The 12,386-nt window shown below is 43.4% G+C and carries 11 protein-coding genes, 2 tRNA genes and 1 riboswitch; of the genes, 5 read left to right on the top strand and 8 right to left on the bottom strand.

Annotated features, from left to right (window positions below; translation table 11 throughout):
* Positions 1 to 164: 164 nt before the first annotated feature.
* From V7D18_RS03240 to V7D18_RS03230, 3 genes are all read right to left on the bottom strand, one after another.
* Positions 165 to 1,652, bottom strand: a complete 1,488-nt coding sequence (locus V7D18_RS03240) for an aldehyde dehydrogenase family protein (RefSeq protein WP_426151371.1) — start codon at positions 1,650 to 1,652, stop codon at positions 165 to 167.
* A 445-nt stretch (positions 1,653 to 2,097) separates the two neighbouring features.
* Positions 2,098 to 2,168, bottom strand: a tRNA-Gly gene (locus V7D18_RS03235).
* A 42-nt stretch (positions 2,169 to 2,210) separates the two neighbouring features.
* Positions 2,211 to 2,283, bottom strand: a tRNA-Phe gene (locus V7D18_RS03230).
* Positions 2,284 to 2,443: 160 nt separating this feature from the next.
* Here V7D18_RS03230 and V7D18_RS03225 point away from each other — a divergent pair.
* From V7D18_RS03225 to V7D18_RS03215, 3 genes are all read left to right on the top strand, one after another.
* Positions 2,444 to 2,992, top strand: a complete 549-nt coding sequence (locus V7D18_RS03225) for a PadR family transcriptional regulator (RefSeq protein ID WP_426151369.1) — start codon at positions 2,444 to 2,446, stop codon at positions 2,990 to 2,992.
* Complete coding sequence (locus tag V7D18_RS03220; protein WP_426151367.1) at positions 2,989 to 4,620, top strand: NAD(P)H-dependent oxidoreductase; 1,632 nt, start codon at positions 2,989 to 2,991, stop codon at positions 4,618 to 4,620. Before V7D18_RS03225 ends, V7D18_RS03220 begins: the two co-directional genes overlap by 4 nt.
* Positions 4,621 to 4,644: 24 nt before the next feature.
* A riboswitch (Fluoride riboswitch) is annotated at positions 4,645 to 4,719 on the top strand.
* 54 nt (positions 4,720 to 4,773) lie between these two features.
* A complete protein-coding gene (locus V7D18_RS03215) occupies positions 4,774 to 5,952 on the top strand; it encodes a cation:proton antiporter (RefSeq protein WP_426151365.1) in 1,179 nt (392 codons plus the stop codon).
* Positions 5,953 to 6,021: 69 nt separating this feature from the next.
* Here V7D18_RS03215 and V7D18_RS03210 read toward each other — a convergent pair whose 3' ends face one another.
* A complete protein-coding gene (locus V7D18_RS03210) occupies positions 6,022 to 6,453 on the bottom strand; it encodes a hypothetical protein (RefSeq protein ID WP_426151363.1) in 432 nt (143 codons plus the stop codon).
* Positions 6,454 to 6,519: 66 nt separating this feature from the next.
* On the opposite strand from V7D18_RS03210, the gene V7D18_RS03205 reads away from it, so the two are divergent.
* Positions 6,520 to 6,912, top strand: a complete 393-nt coding sequence (locus V7D18_RS03205) for a desulfoferrodoxin family protein (protein WP_426151361.1) — start codon at positions 6,520 to 6,522, stop codon at positions 6,910 to 6,912.
* Between the two features lie 27 nt (positions 6,913 to 6,939).
* Here V7D18_RS03205 and V7D18_RS03200 read toward each other — a convergent pair whose 3' ends face one another.
* The 4 genes from V7D18_RS03200 to V7D18_RS03185 form a co-directional block, all read right to left on the bottom strand.
* Positions 6,940 to 8,913 carry a methyl-accepting chemotaxis protein gene (locus V7D18_RS03200; RefSeq protein ID WP_426151359.1) on the bottom strand — a complete coding sequence of 658 codons (1,974 nt, stop codon included), beginning with the start codon at positions 8,911 to 8,913 and terminating at the stop codon, positions 6,940 to 6,942.
* 185 nt (positions 8,914 to 9,098) lie between these two features.
* Positions 9,099 to 9,833: an ABC transporter permease gene (locus V7D18_RS03195; protein ID WP_426151357.1), complete on the bottom strand. Its 735-nt coding sequence runs from the start codon at positions 9,831 to 9,833 to the stop codon at positions 9,099 to 9,101.
* Between the two features lie 4 nt (positions 9,834 to 9,837).
* A complete protein-coding gene (locus tag V7D18_RS03190; RefSeq protein WP_426151355.1) occupies positions 9,838 to 10,587 on the bottom strand; it encodes an ABC transporter permease in 750 nt (249 codons plus the stop codon).
* A complete protein-coding gene (locus V7D18_RS03185; RefSeq protein WP_426151353.1) occupies positions 10,587 to 11,501 on the bottom strand; it encodes an ATP-binding cassette domain-containing protein in 915 nt (304 codons plus the stop codon). Before V7D18_RS03185 ends, V7D18_RS03190 begins: the two co-directional genes overlap by 1 nt.
* A 160-nt stretch (positions 11,502 to 11,661) precedes the next feature.
* Here V7D18_RS03185 and V7D18_RS03180 point away from each other — a divergent pair, with 160 nt between their 5' ends.
* Positions 11,662 to 12,381, top strand: coding sequence for a response regulator transcription factor (locus V7D18_RS03180; RefSeq protein ID WP_426151351.1), 720 nt, complete (start codon positions 11,662 to 11,664; stop codon positions 12,379 to 12,381).
* The last annotated feature ends 5 nt before the right edge of the window (positions 12,382 to 12,386 follow it).

Here is a 12,386-nt window from a genome sequence, read left to right as displayed (position 1 = left end):
TAAATTTTTCGATTTCCAATGGTAATTTTAATTGTTTTACTGTATAATTAACGTTGGTGTTTTTATTTATTAGCATAATTAATTATACCAAAAAATCGCTCAAGCCTCACGGCCTGAGCGATTTTTCTTTAAGGGAGTTTTTTTACAGCCCCTTTTTTTATTTTTTATTTTACAGGATAAAAACCAGAAGGCGCTTCACTTAAATTAATCATAATATTCTTAGTCTGTGTATAATGCTCCAGCATCACCTTATGTGTCTCACGTCCGACTCCGGAAGTCTTATATCCTCCAAAAGGTGCTCCTTCCGGTATTGCATTGTAGGTATTCACCCACATACGGCCTGTTTCCACAGCTCTTGCCACACGTATTGCCCGGTTAATATCTCTGGTCCATACAGCTCCTCCCAGTCCAAATTCGCTGTCATTGGCCATGGCAATCACTTCATCCTCTGTCTTAAACCTGATAATACAGGCAACCGGTCCGAAGATCTCTTCCCTTGCCACTCTCATATCATTTGTCACATCCCCAAGAAGAGTGGGGCGGAGAAATGCACCATTCTCAAGGCCGTCTCCGGTAAATGCCTCTCCTCCACACAGAACCTTAGCTCCTTCTTCCTTACCTATTTCCACGTATCCTAATATTTTCTCCAGATGTCCTTTATTGATCTGACTGCCCATCTGGGTATCTTCTTCCCATGGAAGCCCTACTTTAACCTTGTTAAAACGCTCCACAGCTTCCTTCACAAACCGGTCATAAATTCCCTCCTGCACAAACACTCTGGAACCTGCACAGCACACCTGACCCTGGTTAAATAAAATTCCAAGCTGCACGCCATCCATGGCCATCTCCCAGTCACAGTCATCAAAGAAAATATTGGCTGACTTTCCGCCTAACTCCAGTGTTGCAGGAATCAGCTTTTCGGCCGCAGCCAGAGCTACGTTCCTTCCCACCTCTGTAGAACCCGTAAATGCCAGCTTTCTGAAACCAGGGTGTTCCAGCATATACTGTCCTGATTTTGAACCCCCTCCTGAAATCACATTAAAGACACCTGCCGGAATTACGTCCTGAATCAGCCTTGCAAGCTCAAATACACTTAAAGGCGTAGCACTTGAGGTCTTAAATACCGTACAGCAGCCGCTTGCAAGCACAGGCGCCAGCTTCCAGGCTGCCATTAAGAACGGAAAGTTCCATGGAACGATCTGGCCGACTACGCCGATGGGTTCTTTTAAAATAAGACTGAGCATATTGTCTCCCAGTATGCTTGCATTTCCTTCCTCTGCCATGATGCAGCCTGCGAAATAACGGAAATGCTGGGCCGCCAGCGGAATATCTACGTTTAATGTCTCTCTGACAGGCTTTCCATTGTCCAGAGTTTCAACCATAGCCAGATGTTCCTTGTTTGCATCAATAATATCTGCAATCTGATTTAAGATTGCCGCTCTCTGATTAACCGGAACATTCTTCCAGGTTTCAAAAGCTTTCCAGGCAGCTTTTACCGCCTCATCCACATCTTCCTTTGTCGCTTCTGCGCACTGTGCAAGAACTCTGCCGTCTGCCGGGCAGGTGACTGTAAATGTTTTTCCGTCAGAAGCAGGCTTCCATTGTCCTCCTATGAATAACTGATATGTATCCTGAAGTATAACGTCCTTCATATGCTTTTCCTCGCTTTTATTTTGATATATTTAATGACTTGTTATTGACCATAGTCATTTATATTCATTATAGCCTTCATTTTATAACTGTCAATTTAATTATTTTTTTCACATTTTATTGATATTTATTTATCTTTATGCGATTATTATTTAACAATATCAATTATTTTATTTGTTAAAACTTCATCATAAATAATCTGTTTATTTTAGAAAGCAATTTAGAATTAATATATGCTTCGTCTATCTTTTTCATAAAGGAATTCAATTAAAAGTGAATTATAAGATTGTTTTGATATGTTCTTAACGATTATAACAGTAATAGAATTTAGAGGAGCAATAAAAGCTGTTTAATTGCGATATTTATTTAACTAAGGTTGTAAAAAACTATATTTAAATGCAAAAATCGGGAAACCTCAGAATCAAGGTTTCCCGATTTTAATTAAGAAGCGGGTGATGGGAATCGAACCCACGTATCTAGCTTGGAAGGCTAGTGTTCTACCATTGAACTACACCCGCAAGGATTTCAGAAATATTTCAAACGTGCTTCGAGAAGCACAGTGCCCAAAGCCGGAATCGAACCAGCGACACGAGGATTTTCAGTCCTCTGCTCTACCAACTGAGCTATCTGGGCTTATTCTCCTGCAACATCAGTAATTCTACAAGATTTTCTCCCAATTGTCAAGACAAGTTTTATAAATTTCCGAAAAAAATATAAAATAATGATTTCTTATATATTGACTATATTATAAAAGTGTAATATTATAATTTTATAATATGAAAGGGGAATCATCATGTCCTTAAGCCACAGCATACTTGGTTTCTTATCTTACGGAAGCATGACCGGATACGATCTGGCCAAGGCTTTCGGTTCATCTGTCCGGTTTTTCTGGTACGCCCAGACCAGTCAGATATACTTGGAACTTAATAAACTGGAGAAGAAAGAATGTGTTACCTGCGAAATCATTATCCAGACAGAAAAGCCCAGCAAAAAACTTTATTCCATAACTCCAAAAGGAAAACAGGAATTTCTCCGCTGGCTTTCCCAGGAGAATGACGAATTCTCCAAGGGAAATAAAAATGCTTTTCTAATGAAAGTCTTCTTTTCCGGATGCCGGCCTCCCAAAGAGTGTATTGATATGCTGACTGACTTTATCAGCGACTGCAGCCATTATCAAAACGAGATGAAGCAGATCCCCGACAGCATCGGCCAGTACGGCAGTCAGGTGGAACCGGAACAAAAACTGTATTGGGAACTTTCCGCAGATTTTGGCTACAGCTATATTGAAATGTGTATAGACTGGGCCCGCAGATCTATTAAGAAACTGGAGGAACTGACATGAATGTCCTGATCATAAACGGTAGCCCCAAAGGCGAAAAAAGCAATTCCCTGAAGCTGACAGAAGCATTTATTGAGGGAATGAAAGAAGCATCACCTGTTCATACAGAAACCCTGACAGTTTCCAAACTGGACATCAAGCCGTGTGCAGGCTGCTTTCACTGCTGGAAGAATACCCCGGGGAAGTGCTGTATTTCCGATGACATGGCAATGGTGATAGGAAAGATTTTATCCGCTGATGTTGTTATATACAGCTTTCCGCTATATTATTTCGGACTGCCCTCCCAGTTAAAGGCGCTGATAGACAGACAGCTTCCCATGGTTTTACCTTTTATGGAAAAAGAAGCTCAAAATGGCTCTCATCCTTCCCGGTATGATATGACAAATAAACGTTATGCGCTGATCTCCACCTGTGGCTTCTATACGGCAGAAGGCAATTATGATGCCATTGATTCACAGTTTACCCACCATCTGGGTAAAGGCAGATATGAAACCATATACTGCGGACAGGGAGAACTTTTTCATATTCCTGAATTGAGAAACCGTACAGAAGAGTATTTAATGGCTGTCCGCGCTGCAGGCAGGGAGTTTGCTGACGGCAGAATAACCGGGGAAACAAAAAATCTGCTTTCTCAGCTTCTTTTTCCCAGAGACGTATTTGAACGTATGGCAGATGCCAGCTGGGGAATTGAGCCGCCAGATCAGACCCGGGTACAGGAGAAATCCCATCCTGCCATTACATTCACCAGACAGATGGCTGCACTCTACCGGAAGGATTCCTGGAACGGAAAAGATATGGTATTAGAAATGCATTATACCGATGAAAATAAAACAGCTCAGCTGATTATGGGAAAAGACGGCTGCAAGGTTTTAACCCGGGATTTTCAGCCATTTACCACCAGAATTTCAACTCCGCTTTCTGTGTGGATGAGCATTGCAGAGGGAGAAATCGACGGCCAGACTGCACTGATGAAGCATCTCTATCAGGTAGACGGCGATTTTCAGCTGTTAATTCACTGGGATGATTATCTGGGTTCCTCAGCAAAACCAGAAGTTCACCAGACTGTTCCCAAAAAAGAAAGCAACATGACTCTTATGCTGCTCCCATGGTTTCCTCTATGGTTTGCAGGCATTTATCATCCTGCTTTAGGCGGAATTCTTTCAGTTTTAGTCAGCGCAGCCATACCTTTCTTCTTTTTCCGGTATCAGCCCACCGTATTTGACGTGTTCTCAGGGTTTACGGCAGCGCTTCTTGGAGTACTGGCCATAACAGGATTTTCTCCCCAGATATTGGTGCCCGTATCCTATCTCCTGTTTGGGCTGATGTGGTCAGTGACAATATTTTTGAAAATTCCCCTGACCGCTTTTTATTCCATGAATGGATATGGAGGAGAAACCGCGTTAAAGAATCCTCTTTTTATAAAAACGAACCGGATCCTGACGGCTTGCTGGGGAATTCTATATCTGGCCACTCCTATGTGGACTTATCTGTTTCTTATTTCAGATTTTAAAGCACCTTTAAGTATCATCAACACAATACTTCCATTTCTTCTCGGCTGCTTTACCAAATGGTTCCAGAAATGGTATCCTGCCTGTTACGCAGCCGGAAAACAGCGGAAAATTCAATTGTAAAATCAATAATATTGTAATATAATACGAAAAGATGGGAATGAAGTTCTCCCTAAGGCAAGACCTTAAACCGCTTAATAAGCTGATGACTTCTGTGATGAAAACTCGCAGACGCATCAGCTTTTTTAATCAACTGCACAGAATGGAGAAAATTTTATGTTATTATCACTGGCACTTGTATTTCTTATTGGGATGACCCTTGGTTCACTTTTTCAAAAACTGAAACTTCCAAGTCTTCTGGGAATGATATTAACCGGAATGATACTGGGGCCTTATGCCCTCCGGCTTCTGGATCCCTCTCTCTTAGGTATATCTACGGAGCTGCGCCAGGTTGCACTGATTATTATACTGACCAGAGCCGGTTTAAATCTGGATATTCAGGATTTGAAAAAAGTCGGCCGTCCGGCTGTATTAATGTGTTTTATCCCTGCAAGCTGTGAGATTGCAGCAATGATGGTTTTTGCTCCGCTGTTTCTTGGTATCACGCGGCTTGAAGCAGCTATTATGGGAACCGTTGTGGCCGCAGTCTCACCCGCTGTTGTTGTGCCAAGAATGCTGAAACTAATCGAAACGGGTTATGGAACTAAAAAAAGCATTCCTCAGATTATTATGGCGGGCGCTTCCGTTGATGACGTTTACGTAATCGTATTATTCACCGCGTTTACCGGTCTTGCCGGCGGGAAAGCAATCACTCCTTCAGATTTTCTTACCATTCCCACCTCAATTGTGTTTGGCCTTTCAGGGGGTGCCGCTGCCGGTATGCTTCTGTCCGCTTTCTTTACCCGTATTCACTTAAGAGACAGCGCAAAGGTTTTACTGATTCTTTCCATCTCTTTCCTTCTTGTAACAGCGGAACATCAAGTTAAGGGAAACATTGGATTCTCCGGGCTTCTTGCCGTTATGGCGCTGGGTGCTGTTCTCAGACAGAAAAAATATGAATTATCCCGGCGGCTTTCCCTGAAGTTCTCCAAGCTCTGGGTTGCCGCCGAGGTTCTTCTGTTTGTTCTGGTTGGAGCCACTGTTAACATTCAATACGCGCTTAAAGCCGGGTTAATGGCTGTTATTCTGATTTTCTGCGTTATTATATTCCGGATGGCTGGTGTATTCCTGTGCCTGGTAAAAACGCCTTTATATAAAAAAGAACGGATTTTTACAGCATTCGCATATATGCCAAAAGCAACCGTACAGGCCGCCATAGGCGGAATTCCTCTGGCCATGGGACTTTCCTGCGGTAATATTGTTTTAACCGTGGCTGTTTTATCCATTCTGGTCACGGCTCCGCTCGGCGCTTTTCTCATAGACCGGACTTATAAAATTTTGCTGGAGAAAAATTAATAATAACAAATGCTGCGTTTAAGAACCGGATTTTTTTCCGTTTTTAAACGCAGCATTTCTAATCACAGGCTAAAGAAATTCCTTCAGCCGTTCCATATTATTTTCTTCAAATTTTAATAACCGTTTCATCAGTTCCACAATCTCTTTTTCAGCTTCTCCCTCATACTGGCGGATTCGCTTAATACAGTCAATAATTCCCCGAACACTGCCAAGTATCAGCATTTCTGCCATATGGGAGGCACTTTTGTCAACCATTGTCTTCATATCAATTGTAAAGTAGGTCATCACTTTCTGAAGTTGCCCTATTTCTTTTTCTTTGCACCCATTTTTGTTTAACAGTTCTTTTGCTTCCTCATGAATTCCTGTATATTCCTTCAGCTGCGAGTGAAGCTGCTTTTTGAAGGCCTCATTATCTGTCATTGGTAAAAGTTGGTGTAATGTTTCCACTCCCATCTGGGAATTCTGATAAATGAAATTAAGTAATTCTGCATCAGCGCTCATACCTGCACCTCTTTTCTTTTTTATTAGTATGAGACAAAAAAGAAGAATTTATGACAGGAGGAAACAATGAACCAAAAACCGTTATTTTTTACTGATAAGAATCGAAATGTCATCCTGGAAGCGATCCTCGGAACCCCCAATGCAGCCATTCCGGACAGCCTGAAGCCATTTGAGGTTCTGGAACCCAACACTACCGATGCGGCATCAGAAAAGCACGCCCCTGTACTGGAAACCAATGATCTTCATGTTACCGTCAAGGTGGGCAGCGTACTCCACCCTATGTCAGAAGAACACAGCATTAACTGGATTATGCTTGAGACAAAAGCAGGCTGTACCATGAGAATCCATTTTACTCCCGGTTGTGAACCTGTAGCTCACTTCACATTAGAGCAGGGAGATTCTCCTAAAGCTGCTTATGCATTCTGCAATCTTCACGGCCTCTGGAAAACAGAGGCATAGCAAAGACAAAAGGAAAAACAGGTTGATTCAGACTATCTGATCTGAATCAATCTGTTTATCTTGTTCATTTACCCGGAAATGAGATACCTCGGTCTGCAGTGCCTGTGCCAGTCCCGCCAGCCGTTTACTGGATTCGGAGCTTTCTCTTGCCGTCTCCATATTTGACTGCACTACTTCTGATACCGTTAAAAGGCTTTGATTGATCTGCTCCATCACCTGCACCTGATCCATGGATGAAACTTCTATTTCTCTGATTACTTCTTCTGTCATTCCCGCCTGCCCTGCAATTTCCTTTAATATCCTTCCGGTATTTTCCGCCAGACTCCTGCCCTTTGAAACCGCATTTACCGACTGCTCCACAAGCCCCTTGGTTTCTTTTGCCGCATCTGCAGATTTCGCAGCCAGATTACGGACCTCATCAGCAACGACTCCAAATCCTTTTCCTGCCGCTCCTGCACGACCTGCTTCCACGGCAGCATTTAAAGCAAGAATATTGGTCTGAAACGCGATATCTTCAATCAGTTTTGTAATACCGTTTATTTTTCTGGAAGTCAAATCCACCTCTTCCATCGCCTGATTCAAGCTGTGCATATGTAAATTTCCTTCGTCTACCTTTTTCCCGGATTCCGTTACATAAACGGAAGCTTTCTTCACATATTCTGCATTTTTAACCGACTGTTGGAATACACCGGTCATGGCACTTTGCAGTTCTTCTATGGCTCCCGACTGCTCAGCGGACCGTTTTGCAAGCTCCTGGGCTCCATCCCATACCTGCCCGGATCCTTCCGTCACCTCATCCGCTGACGCCTTAATACGCAGCAATGTCTCTCTGAGACGAAAAGCAATCGCTTCCATGGAAGTCCGGATCCCGTTAAACTCTCCAGGATACTCGCAGCCGCTTTCTGCCTGCAGATTCCCGTTAGATATCTCATGAAGAAACCGGGATATATCTGAGATAATGTCTTTGTATTTTCCTGCCATTTCATTAACTTTCTGTACGATCTGACCGATTTCGTCACTCCTCTTAACTGAAAGTTCCGGGTTTAAGTCTCCTCCTGACAACCGTTCAATGGCCTCTGCCGCCTGCCCAATAGGCTTCGTAATTCTGTTTGCAATGTGAAGCATGGCAAGTCCCGCAAGTAACATGGAAACAATCCCCAGAAACAGAGATCCCAGCATGGAGACTGTTACTCCTGACATAAACTCAGATTCCATGGCAGTAACATTAACAGACCAGCCATTGGTATCTGCTATGGGAGTGTATGCCCCGATCTTTTTCTCACCTTTTACCCGAAAAAACCGAAATCCGGCATCCCCGTTTATCATGGATCGTTCCAGACTGGCTGCCTCTCCATATGCTCCAGGGTCCTTCTTCGCATCCTCGATATCATTCTGACCGGCTAAGACAAGAGAGAAATCTTCATGAGCCATTTTCCTTCCATCCCTGTTTATTATATAAGTAATTCCCGTATCCCCCAGCTTGGTATCCTTTATAATTTCTTCAAATACCGAGTAAGGAAATTCAAGCACAACCACAATATCTCCGTAGGGATAGACGTATTCATAGGAAACATTTCCTTCTTTTACAATCGGATCTGATAATGAAGCTTTTCCTTCTCCGGCCTGCAAAAAAGCCGGATCCTGATTATAGGAATCTCCGTTTACAATAGAAACTCCGTCCTTGGAAAGAATATCTATTTTATTGAGTCCATACTGGGAGCTTGACATATTTAAAAATAACCCGATATTCCCTCCCCGTGCCGCATTTCCTTTCTGATAAAGCGCGATGGATTCTGCAATTACTGAATACTCTTTTAACTGCTGGGTAATCTTTTCTGACACCAGTTCCGATGTCTCTTTCAGACATTTGTTCAAAGTTCTGCGGTTTAAATCATAAGAAAGATACACAGAACCCGCGGATAAAATAAATACAATACAGATAATACACCCCATGGTAAACAAGATCAGTTCTTTTTTTATTCCTGTCTGGCGTCTCTTCATTCCTGCTGTCCTCCGATATAAACTGTGCCTCTATTCCATTATGGATAGAGACAGGATCATTATAACGGATAATATTCTGAAAAGTATAGATGATTTACTTATATTTTACAATTTTTACCAAATACTTACACAATTTTGGCAGGATAACCTCAATTCAATTTCAGTACGGAAAATTCAGGGTTTGACTATGCCGCAGCTACATCTTTATAACTCATCCAAATAATTGCTGCTGCTGTTGAAAATACAAGATAGAACACACATCCTGCCAGAAACTGCCCCAGACTGCATGCCATCGGACCACCCGGGCGGTTAGCCCTCATACCGAGGCTCATCAGTGTATAAGGATAAAACGCCCCCAGACCTTTGGAAAGAGCTCCAATTCCCAAGGCTCCACCTGCCATTGCAATTCCTACCGGCACAGAAAAGCTTCGGATGATCAGGGAGAGGCAAAGCTGGACTCCGCATATGACAATCCCCCCCATTGTTCCATAAAACAGCCATTCTGAAAGTTCCGGAGGAACCGGACCTGCAAGTCCCGATAATTTTCCGGAAACAATAAACAGTACTCCCACCCAGATCTGAGTCAGTATAACCATGAACGATGCCATGGCGAGCTTTGACAGATATAAATGCAGTACAGGCACCGGCAGTGTCATTACACAATTCCAGTTATGATTGGTATGCTCCAGGCGGAAAAGGTAAGAACAGTATACGCCAATCGTCGCAGGCAAAAAGAAATAGCAGGTAAACAGAGTGTGCTGCGTCCAAAGGCTGTACCATTCATCCTGCAGTATTTCAGTATTCTGAAGATAATTAAATGTCCCCATAAAAGCAGGGAGAACAGGCAGAAGGAAGAAAGCCAGCCAGACAGGACTGCGTCTCAGCTTCATCCGTTCCCCCCGAAGTACGTTCCATAACATAAGCTTACCGCTCCTTTCTTGTAAAACACCAGCGTCCGGTTAAATAGATGGCAGCAAACACCCCCGCGAGCAGCAGATAACCGCTCCAGTCAACAGGAATATACTGCATATCTGCAATTTTAGTCTCACTGTCCCAATTCATCTCTACCTGTGTCAGAACTCCGTAATAACTCCATAGGACTCCTTTTTGAACGCCTGCCGGCAGAAACAGACTGAAAAGTCCCCCAAAGCTCCCTGTAATTCCAATGACCAAAGGAACCATCTGATTGGAAAATAACAGAGAGAATACCTGCTGAAGAACCAAAATGGTTACAGTGACGGAAGTTGTAGTGATCATATAGCAAAAAAAGCGGCCAGGCGGAAACGGCTCGGTAAATCCCGCTGCTTTACCCAGAACAATTATAAGAATAGTCTGAGCCGCCGCCACAGCGGCCATATGCAGCGACGCACAGATAAACTTTGCATCAAATAAAGTACCTGCAGGCATGGCTGTTAAAAGAAGCTTAAAGGTCTGCCCCTTATGTTCCAGATCACAGACTCTTGAGGCTGTGATTGCCGCTATCATTGGCATCATAATGGTATTGAGCACAGAAAAATGATACAGGCACTGCATATAACCCTGGGACAGCTCTTTTACACTCATATCCCGAAATGACCACATCCCCCACAGGCACTGTACTCCTAACAATGCTGCGATAGTAACCCAGATCTTTCTCTTTCGTATTTTATAAAATTCAAGAAAAACTGCTTTCATTAAAGATTCACCGCCATTCCTGTTAATTCCAAAAATATATCCTCCAGAGTTTTTTTCCGTTCTTCAATTCGGACAACACCAATATCTTCTTTTAAAAACTGCAGGAAATAACCTGCCAGCTGGTGATCGGAAAGTTTGGGGATCAGTAAAAATCCACCTTCTTCCTGGCAGGAAACCCCCTGGCTGCTTAACACGCTGCGGGCCGCCTGATTATTCAGAGTACGTATTGCAATACAGCTTTCACTTCTGTCATGAAGAACAGACAGCCTGTCCTGAAAAACCAGTTCTCCTTTGCTGATCACACCGATGTGACCAGCCATCTGATCAATTTCGCTTAATAAGTGACTGGATACCATGACTGTAATACCAAATGAGCGGGGCAGCGAACAGATCAGTTCCCGTATTTCCTGAATTCCGGCAGGATCAAGTCCATTGGTCGGCTCATCTAAAATAAGGAGCCTTGGATTTCCCAGCAACGCCCCAGCAAGCCCCAGCCTTTGCTTCATTCCCAGAGAATACTGACCTGCCTTTTTATTCTTCTGGTCATCCAGGCGGACAAGCTTCAGCACACGGTCGATTTCATTGTCCGGCAGTTCTTTTAACGTACTGATTATTTTTAAATTTTCTTTCCCTGTAAGATGCGCATAGTAGCTTGGAGCTTCAATGAGAGAACCCGTTTCTTTTAAAATAGCAAGACGGTTTTTCCTGTTTACCCGTTTATCAAATACAGTAATGGTCCCGCAGGTGGGTCTTGCAAGCCCCAGTATCATCTTCATGGTGGTTGATTTGCCTGCGCCATTTGGACCAAGAAATCCATAAATTACCCCTTCCGGCACTGCAAGGTCTAAGTCCTTTACTCCCATGAAAGCTCCATATCGTTTGCAAAGTCCACTGGTGGTAATCATATTTGCCATAATATTAATCTCCTCTGCTTTTTATGGTTTCAGTCTAACAGGGCTGCCTTACATCAGCCTGTAAGCCACCTTACATTTACCTTAAACATTTACTTTTTCGTCCAAATCTTCTGTATTTCGGTTATAATGGTAACAAAACAGAAGGAAAGGACCAAACGCCATGAACGATATTTTTGACTGCAGACTCCTCCTTGTGGATGACGAACCGGAGCTTCGCAGAATGGTCGGCAATATATTAAAGCAAAGCGGTTTTAAAAAGATCACTTTTGCAGAAAACTGCAGCCAGGCACGGCTACTGTTTACTTCAGAAAAACCGGATGGTGTAATACTGGACGTTTCCCTGCCAGACGGTGACGGATTTACCCTGATGAGGGAATTCCGTTCCTTATCAGCAGCTCCTGTTCTATTTCTTTCTGCCAGAGACGAAGATGAGAACCGCCTTTTAGGACTGGGACTTGGTGCAGATGATTACATTACGAAACCATTTCTGCCAAGAGAACTGATCCTGCGCCTTCATGCCGTGTTAAACCGCACCTATTTCCCGGCAGTTTTAAACCGGAAGGAAAAACCTGTCTTTCATCTGGGAAAAACAAAGATAGATTTTAACAGCGGCACAATCGCATCTGCTAAAGGGACCTTTACGCTCACAGCCAAGGAGTATGCACTCCTTGAAAAGCTGTATGATAACAGAGAAAAGATAGTAACCGGAGACAGCCTCTGCCTTGCAGCATGGGGAGACCCTCTCTATGGATACGAGAACACACTGATGGTCCACATCCGCCGATTACGCGAAAAAATAGAGCCGGAACCTTCCGACCCTGAATTTCTGATAACAGTCCGGGGACTGGGCTATAAACTGACGGGGGTGACATTACCTTGAAAAGC

The organism is Lacrimispora sp. 38-1, assembly GCF_049890855.1.
Taxonomy (GTDB): domain Bacteria; phylum Bacillota; class Clostridia; order Lachnospirales; family Lachnospiraceae; genus Lacrimispora.
This window is presented reverse-complemented; position numbering and strand designations above follow the sequence as displayed.